At 46.1% G+C, this 23,133-nt stretch carries 29 protein-coding genes; 22 read left to right on the top strand and 7 right to left on the bottom strand.

Annotated elements, in window-relative coordinates; translation table 11 throughout:
* A complete protein-coding gene (gene atpD, locus SB847_RS14075) occupies positions 1-1,422 on the top strand; it encodes a F0F1 ATP synthase subunit beta (protein WP_003151173.1) in 1,422 nt (473 codons plus the stop codon).
* Between the two features lie 23 nt (positions 1,423-1,445).
* Entirely contained in the window at positions 1,446-1,844 is a 399-nt protein-coding gene (locus SB847_RS14070) for a F0F1 ATP synthase subunit epsilon (RefSeq protein ID WP_003151176.1), read from the top strand.
* A 44-nt stretch (positions 1,845-1,888) separates the two neighbouring features.
* Here the strand turns inward: SB847_RS14070 and SB847_RS14065 are convergent, their stop codons facing one another.
* On the bottom strand, positions 1,889-2,359 hold the full coding sequence (locus tag SB847_RS14065; protein ID WP_032875950.1) for a hypothetical protein: 471 nt from the start codon (positions 2,357-2,359) through the stop codon (positions 1,889-1,891).
* Between the two features lie 172 nt (positions 2,360-2,531).
* Between SB847_RS14065 and SB847_RS14060 the strand changes: the two genes are divergently transcribed.
* From SB847_RS14060 to SB847_RS13985, 16 genes are all read left to right on the top strand, one after another.
* Positions 2,532-2,762: a DUF1146 family protein gene (locus tag SB847_RS14060; RefSeq protein WP_007614366.1), complete on the top strand. Its 231-nt coding sequence runs from the start codon at positions 2,532-2,534 to the stop codon at positions 2,760-2,762.
* Positions 2,763-2,903: 141 nt separating this feature from the next.
* Complete coding sequence (locus SB847_RS14055; protein WP_007614364.1) at positions 2,904-3,644, top strand: YwmB family TATA-box binding protein; 741 nt, start codon at positions 2,904-2,906, stop codon at positions 3,642-3,644.
* Positions 3,645-3,677: 33 nt separating this feature from the next.
* Positions 3,678-4,988, top strand: coding sequence for a UDP-N-acetylglucosamine 1-carboxyvinyltransferase (gene murA, locus SB847_RS14050; RefSeq protein WP_007614362.1), 1,311 nt, complete (start codon positions 3,678-3,680; stop codon positions 4,986-4,988).
* 199 nt (positions 4,989-5,187) lie between these two features.
* Complete coding sequence (spoIID, locus tag SB847_RS14045) at positions 5,188-6,219, top strand: stage II sporulation protein D (RefSeq protein WP_007614360.1); 1,032 nt, start codon at positions 5,188-5,190, stop codon at positions 6,217-6,219.
* A 266-nt stretch (positions 6,220-6,485) separates the two neighbouring features.
* Positions 6,486-7,172 carry a VWA domain-containing protein gene (locus tag SB847_RS14040; protein WP_007407590.1) on the top strand — a complete coding sequence of 229 codons (687 nt, stop codon included), beginning with the start codon at positions 6,486-6,488 and terminating at the stop codon, positions 7,170-7,172.
* 309 nt (positions 7,173-7,481) lie between these two features.
* Positions 7,482-8,162 carry a VWA domain-containing protein gene (locus SB847_RS14035; RefSeq protein ID WP_012118657.1) on the top strand — a complete coding sequence of 227 codons (681 nt, stop codon included), beginning with the start codon at positions 7,482-7,484 and terminating at the stop codon, positions 8,160-8,162.
* A gap of 85 nt (positions 8,163-8,247) precedes the next feature.
* Positions 8,248-8,412 (top strand): hypothetical protein, encoded by a 165-nt coding sequence (locus SB847_RS14030; protein WP_007407587.1) that lies wholly within the window; start codon positions 8,248-8,250, stop codon positions 8,410-8,412.
* A 94-nt stretch (positions 8,413-8,506) separates the two neighbouring features.
* A complete protein-coding gene (fdhD, locus tag SB847_RS14025; RefSeq protein ID WP_044802920.1) occupies positions 8,507-9,295 on the top strand; it encodes a formate dehydrogenase accessory sulfurtransferase FdhD in 789 nt (262 codons plus the stop codon).
* A gap of 17 nt (positions 9,296-9,312) precedes the next feature.
* Entirely contained in the window at positions 9,313-10,338 is a 1,026-nt protein-coding gene (moaA, locus tag SB847_RS14020; protein WP_012118655.1) for a GTP 3',8-cyclase MoaA, read from the top strand.
* Between the two features lie 190 nt (positions 10,339-10,528).
* Entirely contained in the window at positions 10,529-11,659 is a 1,131-nt protein-coding gene (locus SB847_RS14015) for a response regulator aspartate phosphatase (RefSeq protein ID WP_007614349.1), read from the top strand.
* 121 nt (positions 11,660-11,780) lie between these two features.
* Positions 11,781-12,260 (top strand): hypothetical protein, encoded by a 480-nt coding sequence (locus SB847_RS14010; RefSeq protein WP_021494817.1) that lies wholly within the window; start codon positions 11,781-11,783, stop codon positions 12,258-12,260.
* A 74-nt stretch (positions 12,261-12,334) separates the two neighbouring features.
* The gene (locus SB847_RS14005) at positions 12,335-12,523 is read left to right on the top strand and encodes a CsbD family protein (RefSeq protein ID WP_410563922.1); all 189 of its coding nucleotides are present in this window, start codon (positions 12,335-12,337) and stop codon (positions 12,521-12,523) included.
* Positions 12,524-12,876: 353 nt separating this feature from the next.
* Complete coding sequence (gene ureA / locus SB847_RS14000) at positions 12,877-13,194, top strand: urease subunit gamma (RefSeq protein ID WP_003151198.1); 318 nt, start codon at positions 12,877-12,879, stop codon at positions 13,192-13,194.
* Positions 13,191-13,565 (top strand): urease subunit beta, encoded by a 375-nt coding sequence (gene ureB, locus SB847_RS13995; RefSeq protein ID WP_003151199.1) that lies wholly within the window; start codon positions 13,191-13,193, stop codon positions 13,563-13,565. The genes ureA and ureB overlap by 4 nt, the downstream gene beginning before the upstream one ends.
* Entirely contained in the window at positions 13,562-15,271 is a 1,710-nt protein-coding gene (gene ureC / locus SB847_RS13990) for an urease subunit alpha (protein WP_410563918.1), read from the top strand. Before ureB ends, ureC begins: the two co-directional genes overlap by 4 nt.
* Before the next feature lie 140 nt (positions 15,272-15,411).
* On the top strand, positions 15,412-15,816 hold the full coding sequence (locus SB847_RS13985; RefSeq protein ID WP_007614341.1) for an Rrf2 family transcriptional regulator: 405 nt from the start codon (positions 15,412-15,414) through the stop codon (positions 15,814-15,816).
* A gap of 346 nt (positions 15,817-16,162) precedes the next feature.
* On the opposite strand, the gene xynA is transcribed toward SB847_RS13985, so the two are convergent.
* Positions 16,163-16,804, bottom strand: a complete 642-nt coding sequence (gene xynA, locus SB847_RS13980) for an endo-1,4-beta-xylanase XynA (protein ID WP_007614337.1) — start codon at positions 16,802-16,804, stop codon at positions 16,163-16,165.
* 307 nt (positions 16,805-17,111) lie between these two features.
* On the opposite strand from xynA, the gene SB847_RS13975 reads away from it, so the two are divergent.
* The gene (locus SB847_RS13975) at positions 17,112-17,249 is read left to right on the top strand and encodes a hypothetical protein (RefSeq protein WP_325084612.1); all 138 of its coding nucleotides are present in this window, start codon (positions 17,112-17,114) and stop codon (positions 17,247-17,249) included.
* A gap of 37 nt (positions 17,250-17,286) precedes the next feature.
* Here SB847_RS13975 and SB847_RS13970 read toward each other — a convergent pair whose 3' ends face one another.
* Together SB847_RS13970 and cls are read right to left on the bottom strand one after the other, a co-directional pair.
* On the bottom strand, positions 17,287-17,673 hold the full coding sequence (locus SB847_RS13970; protein WP_032875973.1) for a DUF5362 family protein: 387 nt from the start codon (positions 17,671-17,673) through the stop codon (positions 17,287-17,289).
* A 135-nt stretch (positions 17,674-17,808) separates the two neighbouring features.
* Entirely contained in the window at positions 17,809-19,257 is a 1,449-nt protein-coding gene (cls, locus tag SB847_RS13965; protein WP_410563914.1) for a cardiolipin synthase, read from the bottom strand.
* A gap of 220 nt (positions 19,258-19,477) precedes the next feature.
* Between cls and SB847_RS13960 the strand changes: the two genes are divergently transcribed.
* On the top strand, positions 19,478-19,915 hold the full coding sequence (locus SB847_RS13960; RefSeq protein WP_014419085.1) for a DUF5392 family protein: 438 nt from the start codon (positions 19,478-19,480) through the stop codon (positions 19,913-19,915).
* A 31-nt stretch (positions 19,916-19,946) separates the two neighbouring features.
* On the opposite strand, the gene SB847_RS13955 is transcribed toward SB847_RS13960, so the two are convergent.
* Positions 19,947-20,396: a DUF5362 family protein gene (locus tag SB847_RS13955; protein ID WP_072176879.1), complete on the bottom strand. Its 450-nt coding sequence runs from the start codon at positions 20,394-20,396 to the stop codon at positions 19,947-19,949.
* Positions 20,393-20,884: a GNAT family N-acetyltransferase gene (locus SB847_RS13950; RefSeq protein WP_105938219.1), complete on the bottom strand. Its 492-nt coding sequence runs from the start codon at positions 20,882-20,884 to the stop codon at positions 20,393-20,395. The genes SB847_RS13955 and SB847_RS13950 overlap by 4 nt, the downstream gene beginning before the upstream one ends.
* A gap of 138 nt (positions 20,885-21,022) precedes the next feature.
* Here SB847_RS13950 and spoIIQ point away from each other — a divergent pair, with 138 nt between their 5' ends.
* The gene (spoIIQ, locus tag SB847_RS13945) at positions 21,023-21,892 is read left to right on the top strand and encodes a stage II sporulation protein SpoIIQ (RefSeq protein ID WP_007614325.1); all 870 of its coding nucleotides are present in this window, start codon (positions 21,023-21,025) and stop codon (positions 21,890-21,892) included.
* Between the two features lie 91 nt (positions 21,893-21,983).
* Positions 21,984-22,406, top strand: a complete 423-nt coding sequence (locus SB847_RS13940; protein ID WP_007407570.1) for a VanZ family protein — start codon at positions 21,984-21,986, stop codon at positions 22,404-22,406.
* A 16-nt stretch (positions 22,407-22,422) separates the two neighbouring features.
* Here SB847_RS13940 and SB847_RS13935 read toward each other — a convergent pair whose 3' ends face one another.
* Entirely contained in the window at positions 22,423-22,998 is a 576-nt protein-coding gene (locus SB847_RS13935) for an undecaprenyl-diphosphatase (RefSeq protein ID WP_061860945.1), read from the bottom strand.
* Between the last annotated feature and the right edge of the window lie 135 nt (positions 22,999-23,133).

The raw sequence follows: 23,133 nt of genomic DNA, 5'->3' as shown, positions 1-23,133 counted from the left end.
ATGAAGAAAGGACGCGTAAGTCAGGTGCTTGGACCGGTTGTCGACGTACGTTTCGAGGACGGCCACTTGCCTGCGATTTATAATGCGATTAAAGTTTCACAGCCAGCTACAGGCGAAAATGAAGTAGGCATCGACCTAACGCTAGAGGTTGCTCTTCATTTAGGCGATGATACAGTCCGTACAATTGCCATGGCATCTACGGACGGAATTCAGCGCGGAATGGAAGCTGTTGATACAGGTGCGCCGATTTCCGTTCCTGTCGGTGATGTGACTCTCGGACGCGTATTTAACGTACTGGGAGATAAAATTGATTTAAATGAACCGCTGCCTGCGGATGCTCAAAAGGACCCGATCCACAGATCAGCTCCTTCATTCGATGAGCTTTCAACTGAGGTTGAAATTCTTGAAACGGGAATTAAGGTTGTTGACCTGCTCGCTCCTTACATCAAGGGCGGTAAAATCGGATTGTTCGGCGGCGCCGGCGTAGGTAAAACCGTATTAATCCAGGAATTAATCAACAACATCGCGCAAGAGCACGGCGGTATTTCCGTATTCGCCGGTGTAGGAGAGCGTACTCGTGAAGGGAACGACCTTTTCTACGAAATGAGCGATTCAGGCGTTATCAAGAAAACAGCCATGGTCTTCGGACAAATGAACGAGCCGCCGGGCGCACGTATGCGTGTAGCACTGACGGGTCTTACAATGGCTGAGCATTTCCGTGATAAACAAGGACAGGACGTACTGTTCTTTATCGATAACATTTTCCGTTTCACACAAGCGGGTTCAGAGGTTTCCGCGCTTCTCGGCCGTATGCCTTCTGCGGTTGGTTATCAGCCGACGCTTGCGACAGAAATGGGTCAGCTTCAAGAGCGTATTACGTCTACAAACGTTGGTTCAGTTACATCTATCCAGGCGATCTACGTGCCTGCCGATGACTACACTGACCCGGCTCCGGCGACAACGTTCGCTCACTTGGATGCGACGACTAACCTTGAGCGTAAATTAACTGAAATGGGTATCTACCCTGCGGTTGATCCGCTGGCTTCCACTTCCCGCGCGCTTGCTCCGGAAATTGTCGGAGAAGAGCATTATGCGGTGGCGCGTGAAGTCCAGTCAACGCTTCAGCGTTACAAAGAACTTCAGGATATTATCGCGATTCTCGGTATGGACGAATTAGGTGAAGAAGACAAGCTTGTCGTTCACCGCGCACGCCGTATCCAGTTCTTCCTTTCTCAAAACTTCCACGTAGCTGAGCAGTTTACGGGACAAAAGGGTTCTTACGTGCCTGTTAAAGAAACGGTACGAGGCTTTAAAGAAATCCTTTCCGGTAAATATGACCATCTTCCGGAAGATGCATTCCGTCTTGTGGGACGCATTGAAGAAGTCATTGAGAATGCAAAAGAGATGGGTGTAGAAGTTTAATCTGGTCCTAGGAGGGTAAAAGCATGAAGACCGTTAAAGTCAATATCGTTACTCCCGACGGCCCAGTATATGATGCTGATATTGAAATGGTAAGTGTAAGAGCCGAGAGCGGTGATCTCGGTATCTTGCCTGGCCATATTCCGACCGTGGCTCCGCTTAAAATCGGCGCTGTCCGCCTTAAAAAAGACGGGCAGACCGAATTGGCGGCTGTCAGCGGCGGATTTTTAGAAGTCCGTCCTGATCAGGTCACTATCCTTGCACAAGCCGCTGAAACAGCGGAAAGCATTGATAAAGAGCGCGCCCTTGCTGCGAAAAAGCGGGCGGAAGACCGTTTGAACAAACGATCAGATGATACTGACATTCGTCGGGCTGAGCTTGCATTACAGCGGGCTGTAAACAGATTGGATGTTGCAGGAAACTAAAAAAGAATCCTTCTCGGCTGTCTGAGAAGGATTCTTTTTCTATATTAACGCATAAGAGATTCATAGACGCAGATAAGCGGATGATCCTCTTCTTTTTGCAGATATAAATGTTCGCAGCAGTTGTCGGTGTGCCACGTTTTGTTTCCTCTCCGCACACCCGTCGTATAAGCGCCGTCCGTATACGGATAAGGTTTGACGACCCATTCGGCATCGTCATGGTGTCTGATGGCGCAATCGATGACATACACACTGAGCATTTTCTCAAATTCGTCAATCGGCAGGTTCCAATCCGCCAAAAGCAGCTCTTGTATGCTGCGGAAGTAAAGAGCTTCCACTTCCAGCAGGCTGCCGCGTGAATAATCAAGAGAAATGTTGAAAAACTGACATAATTCTTTCAGTTCCTCTGTTTGAGACTGTCTATAATCATAGTAGAATGCTATCGCTTCCCACTCGTGGTCAAATACGGGAAGAGTTTCTCCATACTGCTTTTCCGGATGAAAAAAGGAATGATTCATATTCCCATCTCCTTTCCAAAAAAGTATATCATGCCGGAGAACGGACATTTAAGCGGGGATTGCCCCTAATTTTGGATAAAAATTCTGATGTAAAAATGATCATCTTTCTCTCTTCTTCTTATATAATAAGAGAGGATATGAGGGGCGGAAAAAATGAAAGGAGATGGAATTTGTGAATGTATTGGGGCAGCAGGCCGCAATCAGCATCCTGGTTCACCTGGTATGCATTGCGGTGACATGGTGGGCGCTTCAGGCCGTCAACTTTGATCCGCTGATCCGAAAAGGAAAAATAGTGCAGGCGAGGCTGCTGATCATTCTTCTTACCATTGCGATCGGTACGGCAGTCGCTGACTTCTTTTTAGATTATCTTACCTATTCGAAACAGCTTCCATACTTATTTTAAGATGTTTCGTCTGTTGAAATGAAGGGAATCGCTGGGTGAGCAACCAATTTTTCTTCACCCGCTTGGCGAGTTTTGACGAAGTTTTCCATGTATTGCTTTCCCCGGCTCCGGTAAAAATGGGAGTAAGGGGGAGAGATCGATATGAAGAAAAAAAGAGCAGGCCGCATCATCTTGTTTTTTGTTTTTTTAAGCGCCTTAATAGCGGTATTTCATTCTATTCATGCAAGTGAGCTGTCTCCGCTTGCCCAGATTGCCGAAGGAATGGAGCGGCAGCAGGTCACTGTAGATGAATGGACGCTTCATGCGAAAAAAAATCTGAACCTGTCACTGAGTGAATTTGATGACAAGGTAAAAGAACTGAAGACGCAGTATCCGCAATATCATTGGGAATCCGCGCGGGAAGATAAAATTGTAAAGGCCGTCGGCACGTATTCTGACAAAAAAAATCACACAACTTTTAAACTGCAGCTCGTCACTACCCTCAAAAACCAGAACCCAACTTCGTATTTATTATATGAGCAAATGAGCCCGGAGCAACCGGAAAACTGGAATGATACATATGAACAGTTTGAACGGCAGGCACATGACATATTCCAAAATAAAGTATTTATTTTTACTTGTCTAAAGGGTCATTTAAATGATAATATGAGTATTGTTTTGCAAAAAAAAGCAGAACAGCTCATGAAAGAATTTGAAGCAAGTCCAGTTGAACATGTAGTTGAGCCTCATTTCGTTTCTGTTTCTGCATTTACATATAAGTGGACAGATTACATCATGACATCGAAACATAAGATGAATGTGCAAGTTGCGCTTAGAAGTGCGGGAATGGGCGAAAAACATACCGTTACGGTTGGCACACCAATCGTGACGACTGAATATTAATATAGAGAATATAGGGACGCGGAGGGGAATACCTTGGAAAAAATCATCGTCCGCGGCGGTCAGAAGTTAAACGGCACAGTGAAAGTTGAAGGAGCAAAAAATGCCGTTTTACCAGTTATCGCTGCATCTTTATTAGCAAGTGAAGAAAAAAGCGTAATATGTGATGTACCTACGCTCTCCGATGTATATACAATTAATGAAGTGTTGCGTCATTTAGGAGCAGATGTGCATTTTGAGAATAATGAAGTTACCGTAAACGCTTCTTACGCTTTAGAAACAGAAGCACCTTTTGAATATGTGCGCAAAATGCGCGCGTCAGTGCTTGTTATGGGCCCTCTGTTAGCCCGTACGGGTCATTCAAGAGTTGCGCTTCCGGGCGGCTGCGCAATCGGCTCAAGACCGATTGATCAGCATTTAAAAGGCTTTGAAGCAATGGGTGCAAAAATCAAAGTAGGCAACGGCTTTATTGAAGCAGAAGTGGAAGGCCGTCTGCAGGGCGCAAAAATCTATTTAGATTTCCCAAGTGTGGGTGCGACAGAAAACTTGATTATGGCAGCTGCTTTAGCTGAAGGAACAACAACGCTTGAAAACGTGGCAAAAGAGCCTGAAATCGTTGACTTAGCGAACTATATCAATGCGATGGGCGGAAAAATCCGCGGAGCCGGCACAGGCACCATTAAAATTGAAGGTGTCGAGAAGCTTCACGGCGTAAGACACAACATCATTCCTGACCGTATTGAAGCGGGTACTTTCATGGTGGCTGCGGCGATCACGGAAGGAAATGTATTAGTCAAAGGTGCGGTTCCTGAGCATCTTACGTCTTTAATTGCGAAGATGGAAGAAATGGGAGTCAAAATTACGGATGAAGGAGAAGGCCTTCGTGTCATCGGTCCTGCCCAGCTGAAGCCGATCGACATTAAAACGATGCCTCACCCAGGATTCCCGACTGATATGCAGTCGCAAATGATGGCGCTGCTTCTCCGTGCGAGCGGAACAAGCATGATTACTGAAACTGTGTTTGAAAACCGTTTTATGCATGCTGAAGAATTCCGCCGGATGAATGGCGACATTAAAATTGAAGGACGTTCTGTGATCATTAACGGTCCTGTACAGCTGCAAGGCGCAGAAGTTGCCGCTACGGACCTGCGTGCGGGCGCGGCGCTGATTCTTGCGGGATTAGTGGCTGAAGGTCATACACGTGTCACGGAACTGAAGCACTTGGATCGCGGTTATGTGAATTTCCATCAAAAACTTGCGGCTCTCGGCGCTGACATCGAGCGTGTCGTTGATGAAACGGCCGCTGAACAAGAAAGCAAAGAAGTCGTAACTGACCTAAACGCATAATGGCTGTAAAAACAGTATGTCAATCTGGCATACTGTTTTTTTATGGTTTATCATCATTATTATGCTCTGATTTCCAAAAAAGAATACGTTTTTCGCGTGAAAAATGGAATAAAGATTCTGTCCAAAAGGAAGTCATATTAGCTTGTCCCTGCCCATAAGATGAAGTAGAGTCGAATCCCAAGCAGGAGGCAGCTGATATATGAAACCGATTGTATTTCTACTATCCGGGCTGTGTATACTTATTCTTCTTGTCCCCACCATTCTCGTCCTTCCGTTTCAGGCAGAAAAAGGAGCAGCCGTAAACAGAGAGCCCGGACATAAAACAGCACACACCACACGAGAAACAAAAGGAGCAGAAACATTGAAAGAATCACCTGTATCCATTCCGGTTTATCGGACATCCAATCATTCTGTAGAGAACATTCCGCTTGAAGAGTACGTGGTCGGTGTCGTGGCTTCCGAAATGCCCGCAAACTTTAAACCGGAGGCCTTAAAAGCCCAGGCGCTCGCCGCCCGGACATTCATCGTCAGACTGATGGTCGCTGACTCAGCCGTTCAGGCGCCGAAAGGATCACTGGTGGATGATACGCAAATGTTCCAAGTCTATCAAAGCAAAAGCCAGCTGAAAAAAGAATGGGGTTCTAAGTACGCACACAACCTCAAGAAAATCACAAACGCGGTAGCCGGCACGCAAGGAAAGATTTTAACGTACGACAACAAGCCGATTGAGGCATCTTTCTTCTCTACGAGCAACGGGTATACGGAAAATGCGGAAGCCTATTGGACAAGCGCCATTCCTTATTTAAAGAGCGTGAAAAGTCCGTGGGATAAGCAATCGCCGAAATATCTCGCCACCCAGACCTTCAGTGTGCCGGAGTTTCAGCAAAAACTTGGCGTACAGCTCTCGGGACAAAACACGGTGGGACAGATTACAGCCAGAACGCCGGGCCATCAAGTGGCGACGGCCGTCATCAACGGCAAAAAGCTGAAGGGAAGAGACATCCGGGAAAAACTCGGACTCCGTTCTGCCGACTTTGAATGGAAACGGAACGGCGGCAGCATCACCATTACGACAAAAGGATTCGGCCACGGCGTCGGCATGAGCCAGTACGGGGCCAATTACATGGCGGAGCAGGGAAAATCAGTGGCGGACATCGTCAAGCATTATTATCAGGGTGTGGATATTTCCGAAGCAGATTCATTTTTAAACAAATATATGGCGAAAAAATAGACGCTTTCATGAGCGTCTGTTTTTTTTTGAAAACTATTCCATAAACGGTAAAGCAACCAACAGACTCATATAACGAAAGCCTAAAGGCTGACAAATGTCGATTGAAGGCTGAGCGACGGGTGTAAATCACTGATAAAAATGCCGCTTCTATGTGAATATACGCAAAAATAATGAGGAACGCCGTCCTATTTATTTCCCTTTTCATCTCATTTACGATAAATATTGTTCGGCGTTGAACGTAAATCTATTGAAAAGGGGAAAAAGCAATGAAAAAAACATTTTCACTCATACTCATGCTCGGATTGATGCTGACTGCTGCATCTCCTGCTTTTGCTGCCGAGAATGCAAACGAGAAGACTCTTTCATTTAAAAACAATACCGCCATTTTACTTGATGCGAGCGGCAGTATGGCAAAACGGATTGACGGTGTTTCTAAATACAACATGGCAAAAGAAGAAATTGTCCGTTTTGCGGATCAAATTAAATCTAAATCACAGGTCAGAATGACGGTTTTCGGTTCGGAAGGCAATAATAAAAACTCCGGAAAGGTTCAATCTTGTGAATCCATTCGCGGTGTGTACGGATTCCAAAGGTTTGACAGACAGAGCTTCCTTAACTCTCTTAACGGAATCGGGCCTACGGGCTGGACACCGATTGCAAAAGCATTAGAGGATGCGAAGGCTTCCTTTACCGGTTTGCACAAACTTGGCAGTAAATCCGTTTTCCTGTTGACGGACGGCGAGGAGACATGCGGAGGAGATCCTGTTAAGACAGCGAAAGAACTTCGCAAACAGCATATTAAAGTCAACGTGATCGGCTTTGACTTTAAGGAAGGCTTCAACGGCCAGCTTCACGAGATTGCCAAAGCGGGCGGAGGAAAATATTACGAAGCTCACAGCCAAAAGGATATGAACCGCATCTTTACAATGGCAGCGAGTTCATTAGCGGAATAAGAAAAGGTGCCGTTTATCGGCCCTTTTTTTTATTTTTATTTAACAAAAATTTCAAGAAAAGGTGAAGAGAAAACTGTAAAAAGAATCAGATTCCGGACTTATATTACAAAAAGGGCGAAAAAGGCATTAAATCTGTCATCATTTATCCAATCTTTTTAGGATGATGCGCATAATTCTGTTCATTTTTAACGGCGTACAGCCGCTTATACAAAAGGAATCCCGCCCTATATCTTTTTGCATACTCGTCATCTAGCATAGAGAAGAGCCGGGGGCCCATCGGCCAAAAACAAACGGAGAGGAATGAACGAAATGAAAAAAATGTTCACTGCGGGGATTGTCGGACTTTTGACGCTTTCACTCGGATCACCTGTTTTTGCAGCCGAGAAAAAGCACGAAGAAACAAACGTTGCCGTGCTGTTTGACGCAAGCGGAAGCATGATACAAAAAACAGGGGGAGAGCGTAAAATAGATGTCGCGAAAGAGTCTGTCACTTCTTTTGCGGAAGTTCTTCCTGAAGACACGAATCTGATGCTTCGGGTATTCGGGCATAAGGGCAATAATAAAAACTCAGGCAAAGCCGTATCATGTAATGCGACAGAAACGTTATACGGCCTTCAGCCGTACGCCGTGACTCCATTTGAGCAATCACTCAGCAAGATTAAACCGACCGGCTGGACACCGATTGCGAAAGCGCTCTCTGATACGCGTGAAGAATTTGAGCGGGCCGGCGCCACGGGGAAAAACGTCGTATATCTGATCACAGACGGTGAAGAAACATGCGGCGGTAATCCTCAGGCCGAAATTCAAAAGCTCCGTAAAGCGAACGTCAACACGATCGTCAATATCATCGGCTTCAACTTCGGCATGAAAGGAAGCGAAAGCCTTGAAAAAGCGGCGGAAGCGGGAGGCGGCACATATGTCTCAGCTGACAGCGCGGACGAGTTCAAACAGGCTTGGGAAGACGCTGCAAAGGATTTAGCAAAAGAATAGGTTAAAAAAGGACGCCCGCGCGGCGTCTTTTTTGTTTAGAAAACGGAACCGCGGGAATGATACGGATAAAAGGAGATGAGCGCTGTTGTTAAAAGGAGCAGGCATTATATTAGTGCTGGCGGCAGTCGTTTTTGTTCTGATGGGGATTTTTCTGAAGCTTGCCGCCTTCATATTCGTCAGTATATTGGCCATTATCGCCGCAGTTATTTTATTCACCATTCTGAGCAGACATCATCGCAATGAAACATAGAGTCCGAAGAGGGCTCTTTTTTTAAACCGCAAATTCGACAAAATACAGGGATTGTGGAAGAATAAAAGAGAAGGATACTGCGGAGGGGAAAACAGTGGATAAAAGAACAACAGCGGTAAGGGACATATACCGCTATGAAAAAGGGGTATTAACAAAGACGGCGGATCGGATGGTTTCAGAGTATCCGCTGACCGTCATGGTGAACGGACAGGAATTTGTTACGCTCGTCTGCACGCCTGACCATTTAGAGGAACTCGTCATCGGATTTCTCGCATCAGAAGGCGTCATTCGTTTTGAAAAAGAAATCAAAAGCTTTACTATAGATGAAAGTCTCGGGTTTGCATATGTTGAACTGACGAATCCCGGGGTGCTTGAGCAAAAAGACTATACGAAGAGGGTCATCGGTTCATGCTGCGGGAAAGGCCGCCATTTTTACTTTCAGCAGGATGCGAAAACGGCCAAAACCGCCGTCAGCCGTATCACCATAACTCCTGAGACGTGCCTTCGCCTGATGAAGGAGATGCAAAGCGGAAGCGGCACCTTCCGGGAAACGGGCGGCGTCCATAATGCGGCGCTGTGCGATACGGAAAAGCTGCTCTTCATGAGGACGGACATCGGGCGCCACAACGCGCTGGATAAGCTGTACGGCTGCTGTTTGAAAAACGGAATGCCGGTCCGTGACAAGCTGATCGTCTTCAGCGGCCGGATTTCCTCAGAGGTTTTATTAAAAGCCGCAAAAATCGGCGTGTCGATTGTCATTTCAAAATCGGCGCCGACGGAGCTCGCGCTGCAAATGGCGGAAGAGCTGAACATAACCGCGATAGGTTTTGTCAGAAACGGATCATTTAACATATACACACATCCTGAACGGGTTGAACAATAGAAAGGGGTCTTGGGCTTATGAATACAGAAACGCGCCGGGTGACAGACAAAAGGGAAAGGCCGCTCAGGGATCTTCGTATCTCTGTAACCGACCGCTGCAACTTCAGATGCACGTACTGTATGCCAGCCGAATTATTCGGACCGGATTATCCATTTTTACAAAAGACGGAATTGCTCTCCTTCGAGGAGCTTGAGCGGCTTGCGAAGCTGTTTGTCGGCCGCTTCGGCGTTGAAAAAATCAGGCTGACGGGCGGAGAGCCGCTCATGAGAAAAGATATGCCTGAATTGATCAAAAAACTTGCGCGCATCCCCGGACTTAAAGATATCGCGATGACGACAAACGGCTCTCTGCTTCCCGTGTATGCGGAAAAACTGAAGCAGGCGGGGCTGCATCGCGTGACAGTCAGCCTCGATTCTTTAGAGGATGAGCGGTTTAAGGCCATTAACGGCCGCGGGGTTTCGGTGAACAAGGTGCTTGAGGGCATTGAGGCGGCAAAAGCGGCCGGACTCGGTGTGAAAATCAATATGGTTGTTCAAAAGGGCGTCAATGAAAAAGATATCCTGCCGATGGCCCGCTATTTTAAAGAAAAGGGTCATATTCTCCGGTTTATTGAATTTATGGATGTAGGCAATACGAATCAATGGAATAAAAAAGACGTGATCACGAAGGCCGAGATTATTGATCTGATCAACCAGCACATGCCGACGGAGCCGATAGAAGCGAATTATAAAGGAGAGGTCGCTTCCAGGTTCCGCTATCTTGACGGTTCGGGCGAAATCGGCGTGATTTCCTCCGTCTCGGATGCATTCTGCGCCTCCTGCAACAGAGCGCGCCTGTCGGCGAGAGGCGAGCTGTTTACGTGCCTGTTTGCGTCAAGCGGCTATGATGTTCGGAAACTCGTGCGCGGAGGTCTGACTGATGACGAATTGACGGAATCCATCGCCTCTGTCTGGAGAAATCGCACGGATCAGTATTCAATTGACCGCGCGCTTTCTAAAACGGATGGGAAAAAGAAAGTGGAAATGTCTTATATAGGCGGATGAAGAAAAGCTTGCCCGGACAAGGGCAGGCTTTTTTATTCACAATATGAGAGCGGTCTGTTCAAAAAATACCAATGACAGCCGAAATATATGATAGGAATTTTGATGCAGGACAATCAAGTTATGCAATTCCAAAGCCATACAATATGTTAAAATATAACCAATAGAAATTAGAAAAGGTTGTGAAAGGGGCATGACCGCATACGAGATTCCGTCATCTCAAGTTGGAGTTAAGATCAACAAATGGTACAAGCACATTTTAGCGTTTCAAGCGGCTGATGCCATAAAGCTGAAAGAGGAAATTGATGAGGATATACAACGTATGGAGGAAGACCAGCTGCTGCTGTTATATTATCAGCTGATCAGCTACCGCCATCATATTATGCTTGATTACGTCAAGCCGGAATGCACCGAACAATCACAGATTCAGTACAGCGAGCTGCAAAAGACGATCGAAAGCACGGACAGCATATCGGGACTGTCTGAGTATTATTTCCATTTGTTCAGAGGGATGTATGAATTCGATCACAATAACTATGTTGCGGCTATTTCTTTTTACCGGAAAGCGGAAAAACTCCTTTCATTTGTCGAGGATGATATAGAGAGGGCGGAATTCCATTTCAAGATGTCTGAAGTGTTTTATGTCATGAAGCAGACTCATTTTTCCATGAATCACGGGATTCAGGCGCTGGATACGTATATGAAACACGATTTCTACAGAGTGCGGAGAATTCAATGCCATTTCGTCATCTCAGGAAACTACATCGACTGCAAAAACTACGACAAAGCGCTTGAGCATTTAGACGAAGCTCTCCGCCTTTCTTTGCTTGAAGGACAGCCCCGCCTGATCGGGTCTTCGCTTTACAATCTGGGGAATTGTTATTCTGAAAAGCGCGATCTGGATGAAGCGGCCCGATACTTTAGAAAAGCGGTTCCCGTTTTTGAAGAGCATCAGCTTGAACAGCTTCCGAAGGCGCTGTTCAGCTTAACGCACACCCTTTTCAGGCTGCATGATGACCAAGCGGCCCTTACCTATTATGAAAGAGGGGTCATGATCGCGAAAGAACGGGGCGACCGATTCAGTTTAGAGAAGTATAAGTTTTTACAAGCGCTTTATTTGGAGTCACTCAATATGGATTTAATCCATGAAGTGTTTGACTATATGAATGAAAAATCGCTGTATGTGTATATTGAAGATTTCGCCTTGGAGGCCGCCGTTTACACAAGCGGACATGGGCAATATAAAGAAGCGGCGTATTTTTATGAAAAAGCGATTCGCATGAGAGAAAACATTCAAAAAGAACAGTGTTTATACGATATATAATTTTCTTAACCATCTGCTTAGCAGATGGTTATTTTTTTATGCACATCATAACGTTTGACCATAGAAAAAAACGGAAAAATCGCAAAAGAGAGAAAAAAGTACGATGGGAAGGAGGGATTTGTTGTTCGGATTCAATGATATGATAAAGTTTTTTGTATCATTTCTCATCATTCTGCCGATGGTGTCTGTCATCCATGTGGCGGGACACAGCTTTATGGCCATGCTGTTCGGAGGCAAGGCATCATTGGATATCGGAATGGGGAAACGTCTTTTAAAAGTAGGGCCGATTCGGGTTCGGCGTATCTACTTCATAGATTCTTTCTGCAAGTTCGGCGAATTGCGGATAGATAACCGTCTGACGAGCGCGCTCGTCTATTCCGGAGGCTGTCTATTTAATCTCGCTTCTATCTTTTTAATAAATCTGCTGATCATAAAAGATGTCCTTGAGCCAAACTTATTTTTTTACCAATTTGTCTATTTTTCAACTTATTATGTTTTCTTTGCTCTTCTGCCGGTGCAATACGGGGATAATAAGCTGTCAGACGGATTGGCCGTTTACAAAGTGCTCCGCTACGGGGAACGCTGTGAAATCAATAATTGAGAGTTTACATGTTTGTGATCGGGCTGAAAGGGAAGAAAACAAATACACAGAACAAAAAAGGAGCTGAAGAGATCATGAGTGAGGATAATGGTTTAAAAGACAAAGTAAAAGGCGGCATGAACAAAATGAAAGGGGAAGCAAAGGACAAAGCAGGCGACATGGCAAACAAGTCCGACTTAAAAGCGGAAGGTAAAAAAGACAAAGCGAAAGGCAGCCTGCAAAAGGGTGTCGGCAAAACGAAAGATAAACTCAGTGATGAGTAATTTGATAGTGAAACACAGCAAAAGCCCAAAATATTTTGGGCTTTTTGTTATGAGAAATGACAAAAATTCCAGTTCATTTGGTTAATATTCACTAAATTTTTAAATATTCTATAAATTCCCCGGCAATTTCTTTATAATATTCACATGGAATGTAACCTTTCTTCACATTTGATTAAACGTTTGTTGAAGAAAAAAATGAGAAATCGGTAAATTCTGCAAAAGGAATCGGGCCGTTCACCGTCGAATAACTTTTATCACTTAACATTTCATGAGGTGAAGGGGGTGACGGCCGCCTGCATCGTTTCGGTATGACCATGCGGATTGTGTTTAACTATCACTAAGGGGGAATACAGATGAAACTGACACCGGTTGAACAAGAAAAATTGCTTATTTTTACGGCGGGAGAGCTCGCTAAGCAGCGGAAGGCGCGCGGCGTTCTGCTGAATTATCCCGAAGCCGCCGCATATTTGACCTGTTATCTGATGGAAGGCGCGAGAGACGGAAAAAGCGTTGCTGAGCTGATGGAATCCGGCCGCAATGTATTGACGGAAAAAGACGTTATGGAAGGCGTTGCGGAAATGCTGGACAGCATTCAGGTGGAAGCGACGTTCCCGGACGGGGTTAAGCTTGTCACCGTTCATCAGCCGATCAAAGCGGAGGTGAAGTCATGAAGCCGGGAGCGATTCAAGTCGCAAAGGGGACCATCACCATTAACGAAGGCCGGAAGACGCTGGAGGTGTCAGTCACCAATAACGGAACACGGTCAGTGCAGGTAGGATCGCATTTTCATTTTGCCGAAGCCAACGGCGCCCTTTCCTTCAATCGGGACAAAGCAATCGGCATGCGCCTTGATATCCCGTCAGGCACATCTGTCCGTTTTGAACCGGGAGAAGAGAAAACCGTCACGCTCGTGGAAATCGGAGGGCGAAAAACGGTCAGAGGTCTCAACGGCATGGCCGATACGTATATGGATGAGCGGGGAAAAGAGAAGACGCTGTCAAATCTTAAAAAAGCCGGATGGATGGAGGAGGCGATCCGATGAAAATGTCACGTGAGCAATACGCAGAACTGTTCGGACCGACAACGGGAGACAAAGTCAGACTCGGAGATACGGATTTATGGATTGAAGTCGAAAAAGATTTCACGAATTACGGTGAAGAAATGATTTTCGGCGGAGGGAAAACAATCCGGGACGGCATGGGGCAGAACGGGCGTATCACCGGGAAAGACGGAGCGCTTGATCTGGTCATTACAAACGCCGTTATCCTGGATTATACCGGAATCGTCAAGGCGGATATCGGGGTGAAGGACGGCCGGATTGTCGGCGTCGGGAAAAGCGGCAACCCTGATATTATGGATGGGGTGGACCCGCACATGATTATCGGTGCCGGAACAGAAGTCATTTCCGGCGAAGGGAAAATCGTAACGGCCGGCGGGGTGGATACGCATATCCACTTTATCTGCCCGCAGCAGATGGAAGTCGCGCTTTCTTCAGGCGTGACCACGCTTCTCGGCGGCGGAACGGGTCCTGCGACGGGAAGTAAAGCGACGACTTGTACATCCGGTGCATGGTACATGTCGAGAATGCTGGAAGCGGCCGAGGAGTTTCCGATCAACGTCGGTTTCTTAGGAAAAGGGAATGCATCCGATAAAGCGCCGCTGATCGAGCAGGTGGAAGCAGGTGCGATCGGCCTGAAGCTGCATGAAGATTGGGGATCAACGCCAAGCGCCATTAAAGCTTGCATGGAAGCAGCGGATGAGGCGGACATTCAGGTGGCGATTCACACAGACACGATAAATGAATCGGGCTTTTTAGAAAATACGCTTGATGCGATCGGCGAACGGGTTATCCATACATATCACATAGAGGGAGCCGGCGGAGGCCACGCACCGGATATTATGAAACTCGCATCTTACGCCAATATCCTGCCGTCCTCTACGACGCCGACGATTCCATATACCGTCAACACGATGGACGAGCATCTTGATATGATGATGGTCTGCCATCATTTAGATTCAAAAGTGCCTGAAGACGTGGCGTTCAGCCATTCACGCATCAGAGCGGCCACCATTGCGGCGGAGGATATTCTGCACGATATCGGCGCGATCAGCATGACGTCATCTGACTCGCAGGCGATGGGCAGGGTGGGAGAAGTGATTATCCGGACATGGCAGGTGGCCGATAAAATGAAAAAACAGCGCGGCGCTCTATCAGGAGAAAACGGCAATGACAATGTGCGCGCCAAACGCTATATCGCCAAATACACGATCAACCCGGCCGTCACTCACGGCCTGAGCCATGAAGTCGGTTCCGTTGAAAAAGGAAAGCTAGCCGACCTCGTACTATGGGACCCGGTTTTCTTCGGCGTCAAACCTGAACTTGTGCTCAAAGGCGGCATGATCGCCCGCGCCCAAATGGGAGATCCGAATGCTTCCATTCCGACGCCTGAGCCCGTGTTTATGCGGCAGATGTACGCATCATACGGTAAAGCAAACCGAAATACCTCTATTACATTTATGTCCCAGGCCGGTATCACAAACGGTGTGCCGGAAAAGCTCGGCCTTGAAAAAATGATTTCTCCCGTACGGAATATCCGTAAGCTGAGTAAGCTCGACATGAAGCTGAATGACGCGATGCCGAATATACAAGTCGATCCGAAAACCTATCAGGTGTTCGCCGACGGAGAAGAGCTGGCATGCCAGCCCGTCAGCTATGTTCCGCTCGGACAGCGTTATTTCTTATTTTAATCCCTCTCCGGCCGGTTTCCCGCCGGCCTGTTTACACCTCTATTGCCAACTTGATTTCATCCTGCCGCCCGTTTTAGTGTATATTAGTAGTTGACAAACAAATGAAATGTAACCATTGTGGTTACAACGGTGGTGAAAACATGATTAACAGCCGTCTTGCTGTGGCCATTCACATTCTATCGCTGATCTCAACGGATGAACGGGCGTCATCGGACATGATTGCGGGCAGCGTAAACACCAATCCCGTCGTCGTGCGGAGAACGATCAGCCAGCTGAAAAAAGCGGGTATTCTGACATCCCGGGCGGGTGTTCCGGGAGCCAGCCTGAAAAAAGATCCGTCGGAGATCACCCTCTTAGAGGTTTACAGGGCGGTGCAGAATAGGGAAGAGCTTTTTGCGGTTCACGACAATCCGAACCCCGACTGTCCGGTCGGCAAAAATATTCAGCGCGCGCTCGATGAGACGTTCGGAAGCGTACAGCGGGCAATGGAGAATGAACTTGCGAGCAAGTCCCTTTATGATGTAATGAATCATCTCTTTTGTTAAAAAGAGATGGGTTCATGCCGCTATTGGTGTAACAAAAATGGTTGCAAGTGATAATGAGGAAATCACGGTTTTGGCTCCATATTCAGGCAAGCCTGGATGCGGGGTTGCGATCTGTTTAATGAACTAAAGGAGGTGGTAACCGGGATATTTTTATTTTGCTTAAGGCTTATGTGAAGGTGTCTGTTGTAAGCGGGTTACCGAAAAATGACGGCACCCTTATTTTAATACGCGAAAACTGATGGAGAATATCCTGCCTCCGGTAATGCCAAAACCGTTCGCCTACATTATAAAATTTCTCAAGGAACGATCAGCAGCCCGTTAGCTGCCCCTAATTAAAGATGAGCTGTTACCACACTGTTACATTAGAACTTCCGCTGCTTTTATATCCTTCTGTCGCTAAGACTTGATAAGCCCAATTACTGCCCAGATTCATTCCATGGCTCTTCCAGGCGTTAACATGATTGCTGAAAGTGATTGTAGCGTTGCTTCCGGTTGGTCTCTTCGACTGGCGAACACTCCAGTACTGCGTAAAAGTAGTGTTATCGCCATCAATGGAAGGTGCGTTATAACGTGTTGTTGTATATATGTCATATGTACCTCCATCACTGTTTACAGTACCTTTATACGTTCCGGTAGGTCTGTAAGTACCCCATGAATCCACTACATAATATTCGATGAGAGGTGCTCTCGTCCAGCCATATAAAGTCAAATATCCATTGCCATTCGGCGCCCAGACTCCGGCATTATAGTTTATTGTTCTAAATGGCGAGCCTGTAGTCCAGCCTTTACCAACAACGAAATTTCCGGTATTAGACCAATTAACACTGTAATTCCCGCCAGATCCATTGACTGCGTTGACTGTTCCGCCCCCATCAGTCCAATTTTGCCAGTAATCTGTGCCAGCTGCAGAGGCGGTTGCCGAAAACATGCTGATACTCATGAAAGCTGCCGTTAATCCAACTAAGAATTTCTTTTTAAACTTAAACATATGTTACCTCCTATACTATTTTTTCTGACTTTGACATGAGGCAGCACTCGTAAATATTTAAAACAATTACGAACGCCAACGCTTTTGATCGTTCCTTTCAATATAATAGCATGAATACATGAGTGAATATTAAGAACAATTGTAATTTAATTACAAAGACCCAAAAAAATGTATGATAAGCGGTCTTGTTCCACCATGGCTTTTATCCTTATTTTGCAGAATCACAATTCTTGCTTCTAAACCTGATCAGGAACAGTCGAACAATTGAGTGATTTCAGCTGAAACTCTGAGGAAAAGCTTTTTTGATGTGACGGCGACACGTCTGGCTGAAGCCGGAATGTCTGAAAGAATATCTGCAGACAGCGTCTCAGCTGCGCCATTATGCATCGCCGTATTGGCAAATCCAAAGCAGAAAAACTTTCCCGTTATCGGAGAAGCGGAATAAGAAAAAATCCCGGGCGGATGCGCCGGGATTTTCCTTTTTAATATGTATTGGCATCAATATTATTAAACACGCCGTCCATGATGCCGAGCGTCATGAGGACAATAAAGAGAACAATACCGAGAACGGACAAGCCGACCGTCACAATCAGGTAGATCCCCTGCATTTTCACGAACTTTGCATAATTCTCCAGCATATGTTCCTCTGTCAGTTCATTGAACTGCTCCGCCATCTGTCCCGCTTCATTTGCCGAGCGCATCAGAAAAATGCCGGCAATGATCTGCAGAACGCCGGGAATGGCTCCGATTAAAAAGAAAAACGCGCCCGACAGCGCCGCAAACGCACCCATGATAATAAATAAAATACCTGTCGCTTTTCCCCATTTCGAAATAGAAATAAGCGAACGATTCACTGATTCAGGTTTCAAACTATGGCACTCCTTTACAAAAAAATACTCACTTTTCATTTATACACTATTCGGTCATTCTTTTGAATATAAAATGTGTTTTTTCGTGCCGTGTCCGTTTTTATATCAGAAAATTCCCGAGAAACACCCCGGGAATTACAAAATCGGCGAAAGAAGTCTTGAAATCGATTCTTTAATGCGGATCCGCAGCGAACGCTCCTGATATTCTTCATACGAATATTTTCTGGAGACGAGCAGATCTTCTTTAAATGAGGAAATGAGTTTTTTCGCGATGGTGACGTCATAAATAAAGGCGTTGACTTCAAAATTAAGTCTGAAGCTTCTGACGTCGATATTCGCCGTACCGACTGAAGCCGTCTCATCATCGACGACAATCGTTTTTGCATGAATAAAGCCGTTGTCATAAATGTAGACTGAGGCTCCGGCTTTCAAAAGGTCGCCGATGTAAGATAAAGTCGCCCAGTAAACGAAAGCGTGATCCGGCTTGTTCGGAATCATGATTTTGACGTCGATGCCTGACAGACAGGCGATCCTGAGGGCATCTAAAAGACTTGAGTCAGGAATAAAGTAAGGCGTCTGAATCAGGATCGACCGTTTGGCCGTTGAGATCATCTTGATATAGCCGTTTTTAATTTGTTCCCATTCTGAATCCGGTCCGCTCGTGACAATCTGCATCCCGACATTGCCCTTCGGCTCGCATTCCGGAAAATGATTCGGAACGTATGTGAGCGTATGATGATGGGAGGCTTGGTTCCAATCGAGGATAAACCGTGTCTGAATGGCGTGTACCGCCGTGCCTTGAAGCCTGAGGTGCGTATCGCGCCAGTAGCCGAATTTCGGATTCAGGCCGAGATATTCATCTCCGACGTTAAAGCCGCCGACATAGCCGGTTTCGCCGTCAATGATGACGAGCTTGCGGTGATTCCGATAATTGAGCCGCAAATTAATCGGACGAAGCCTGGAAGGAAAAAAGACTTCCACATGGCCGCCGGCGTCCCGCAGCGGTTTGAAGAATTTTTTTCTGAGTGATCTTGAACCGAGTTCATCATATAACACTCTGACTTTTACGCCTTCGCGTGCTTTTTTCACTAAGGCATCGCGCAATTTTTTTCCCAGTTCATCACCTTTATAAATATAGTATTGAAGGTGAATGTGATCTTTTGCGTTGGAAATGTCCTTCATTAAGCGGTTGAACTTATCGCGCCCGTCCGTCAGAATCTCCACCGAATTATCCTCTGTAAAGACTGCGTGGTTGTTCATGACAAGCATATAGATGAGGTCTTTATTATCCACAGTCGCTCTGTTGTTAAATTGGAATTGCCTCGACTTCAGATCTTTCAGCTGAGACTTCAGCAGCTTTTCAATCCCGATTTTTTTACGGTCTTCCCATTGAAACAGATGCTTGCGTCTCAGGTTATGGCCGAATAACAGGTATAAAATAAACCCTAAAATGGGAATAAAAAAAAGAACCAAGAGCCAAGCCCATGAAGCGCTGGCATCGCGTCTTTCTTTGAAAATCATGATGACGGCCAAAAGTATATTTAAAACGAAAAAAAATCCGAATAAAATAAATGAAATGCTCACTTTGCAACCCCGCTATATCATATTTATCAAGACTGTGCCCATTAGTATTCCGACAAGTGCAGTAATCTGATTCCCATTTCAAATTATAACATTGACATTTTGAAAGAATAAAGAGCCGGAATCAAAGTTGAATGCAGTTTTCTTTCAAAGAAAGTTCCGGGTGCGTTAAAATATGCATATATGAAAAAGAAGACAAAAATGACAGCAAAGGGGAGAGGGCATGAAGCTGGAGCATGCGGAACAATTGCCGGGATTCATAAAAAAAGAAATTCAGAAAATACAAATCGCCATTGCGCCGCTGATGAAAAAAAGCATCATTTACCGTTTTCTTGCTTTTCCGCTCGCCGCTTTTAGTCTGTTTCATCTGGCATCGCTTTTGATTCAGGCCCCTTCCGGGAGAGGAGCTCTCGTGTCGGCCGGCATTTTTGCACTCCTTGCGGCCTTGGGTCTTGCGTTGTTTAAGGAAGCCGGCTATCAGCGGAAACAGGTGCAAAAAACGATCCGCCTTTATATGCTGAACAGAATCAGAAAAAGCGATATTCTGTCCGAGGAACGGAAAAGCGCCTATACCCGGCTGATTGCCGAGGAGCCGTCTGCGATGAAGAGCTTTATTGAATTTTTAACGGAAGAAGACCGGAAAAAAGAAATGCTTTATTAAAAAAGAGCTGACGCGCGATCAGCTCTTTTTGTCATTCAAACACCGGGTCGTTCTCATAGTAATATGAATCAGGCGTGTCATACGTATCAGTGCTGTGATAAGCGATAATTCCGATGACAGCGAAGATGACGACTAAAATAAAAGCGAGAATGCCCAATACCACACTGGATGCCGCATAAAAAAACTGCATTTTGATAAATGAGGCGTAATGTGCAAGCATACTTTCTTCCGCGTTTTCTTCTAGTCCTTCCTGAAGGGCGGCAGCCGCTTTTGCCGAGCGCATCAGCATGACGCCGGAAATGATGAGCAGAACCCCCGGAATGGCTCCAAGCAGCGTCACAATCGCTGACAGAGCGGAAAGAGAGCCCGTGATGATCAGAAACACGGCGGTGATCTTTCCCCATTTGGCGATGTCGGCAAGGGAACGGGCTTTTTTATTGAGCGGCTGGTTTTCGTCTTTGTCTTTATCGATGGTGATCATGACAGTTCTCTCCCTAAAATGTTCAAGTCATATCGTTTTCCGTCCATTTCGGCGATACCCGGGAATACGCCCCATACGGTAAAACCGAATTTTTCAAACAGCTTAATGCTCGGCACATTATGTCCGAAGATAAAAGCCATCAGGCTGCGGATGCCGATTGCCGGAGCGAGTGCCAGGGCTTCTTTCAGCAGAAAGCTTCCTGCTCCTTTGCCGCGGCAATCCTGATGCAGATAGATGCTGATCTCCGCCGTTTTGTCATAGGCCGGACGGCCGTAAAACGTTTCAAAGCTGATCCAGGCCGCCACTTTGCCGGTTTCATCTTCCGCGACCATCAGCGGGCGCCGGTCCGTGTGCCGCAAAAACCAATCCATCCGGTCTGCGGGCGTCACTTCTTCCGTATCAGCCGTTACCATTCGTGAGGCAATCGTCGAGTTGTAAATGGCCACCACCGCATCTAAATCCTCCAATACGGCTTTGCGCAGGGTCAAATTCATATTCCGGGATCTCCCTTCACATTTCATTACATAAATAAGTGCAATCTGCACATACTATTTCCAAAAAAGTTTTTTATGGATGTGTATATATTTTCAGAAAAGTGTTCAGAATGTTGCTGAGGTGATGAACAAATGAGAGAGGAAGAAAAGAAAACTTCTCAAGTCAAAAAACTTCAGCGGTTTTTTCGCAAACGCTGGATATTCCCTGCAATCTACTTAGTCAGTGCGGCCGTCATTTTAACAGCTGTCCTTTGGTATCAATCCGTTTCGAATGATGTGAAGGACAATCTGACGAACAACGGCGGAAACTCCGCGTATGACAGCGGCAAAGACGATGCCGTCGAAGTAGGCAAGTCAATGGAAAACGTCGCAATGCCGGCTGCTCATTCTGAAAATGTTTCTGTTGTGAAAAAGTTTTATGAAACTGATGCCGCAAAAAAAGAGAAAGAAGCAGCACTTGTTAACTATAATAACACGTACAGCCTCAGTAAAGGAATTGACTTAGCTGAGAAAGACGGAAAATCATTTGATGTTTCTGCTTCTCTGAGCGGTACGGTTGTTAAAGCTGCTAAAGACCCGGTACTGGGGTATGTAGTTGAAATTGAACACTCAGACGGCCTGTCTACTGTCTATCAGTCTTTATCTGAAGTCAGCGTCGATCAGGGCGACAAAGTAAAGCAGAACCAGGTCATCGGTAAATCCGGAAAAAACCTTTACAGTGAAGAAAGCGGAAATCACGTGCACTTTGAAATCCGCAAGGACGGCGTAGCGATGAACCCGCTCAATTTTATGGACAAGCCGGTAACATCTATTGAAAAAGCGGCGGCTGAAGAGAAAAACGCTGTGACAGAAGAAACGGAAGGGGCAATTCAGCAGTCTTCCGAGAAAAAAGATGTGACGCCTAAAAAAGAAACCGAAGAAAAACCAGGTGACAAAGAGGACGGCACAAAAGACAAGACAGATGGTAAAGATGACGGCTCAATGAAAGATTCGGGCAAGTAATCTTGATCCCAAAGCGCCTATCAGCTCTGATAGGCGCTTTTCATATTGCCGCATGTGCCTTTATACTAGTAGAAAACGAAGGAGATGCTGAATGAATAAATGTCTGGCGGCCGGGTGGCTCGTCTTTGTTTTCGTTTCTGCTTTGACTGAAAGCTTTCACGATATGATTGTGTCGCAGACGGTGTCCTTCCGTTTCACGCCCCATCCGGATGTGTCCGGTTTCTTTGTGTTCGATATGGCGGAGCTCGCCATACCGGAGGCGGCGATTCAAAAGCTTGGGCACGCGTTTTCATTTTTTGTGCTCGCCTATTTGTTTTTCAGGGAGCGCAGGCGCATGAAGAGGGCGGTGCTGTATGCATTGGCCGCCGCTTTCCTGACAGAAATCGTCCAGCTCTTTTTCGGCAGAAACGGATGCCTCCGCGATGTGCTGATTGACAGTCTCGGCATTGCCGCATTCTGTGCTTTACAAAGGAAAAAGCATACAGCCAAACATACAAAAACCGGCAGTCTGTGACAGACGCCGGCTTTTTTTATATATTATGGTTTGTCGATTTGTTTTTATGAACGATACTTTCATAGATTCGCACGATCAGATCGACAATCGGACGAAGCACATTTGAAAATCTGAACAGCAGGAATCCGACAATGAGTGAAACGATAATGCTTCCGAGCACATCGATCGGATAATGGTGGCCGACCCAAATTCTTGAGAAGCCGGTCAAAAGGCCGAAAATCACAAGCGGCCAGCCGAGTTTTTTGTTGCGGAACAGAATCGCAATTGAAATCGCCAAAGCGCCTGTCGTATGGTCACTCGGAAATGAAGCATCCGCGGCATGAGGGATCAGCGTATGAACCGTATGTTCTACAAAAGGGCGCGGCTCGATATAGACTTTCGTGATGAGGTAGTTGACGATAAGCGCCGCAACACCCGTGAAGCCCGCGTACAGGGCGTTTTGTCTGCCTTTTGTGCTTCCGAACAGCCACATGGCAAGCAGGAAAAGGGCGTAGGCGTAAATGGCGTATTCCGTTATAAATACCATGATAGAGTCGAGAATGGCGCTATGGTGCGACAAACCATTGATCGCTTTAAATAGTTCGTAATTCACAAATATCACCTTTTATCTTTATTTTATATGAACAGTGTAATGCTTTTTTCTATGAGACACAATTGGTATTAAAAATAATCATAAAAAAGTAAACAGAATGAAACGTGACTGTATTACTGTGCGTCAAGTATGCGG

The organism is Bacillus sp. SIMBA_026, from assembly GCF_046535335.1.
GTDB lineage: Bacteria > Bacillota > Bacilli > Bacillales > Bacillaceae > Bacillus > Bacillus velezensis.
Note: the sequence above shows the minus strand (reverse complement) of the source record. Positions and strands in the feature narration are given on the sequence as shown.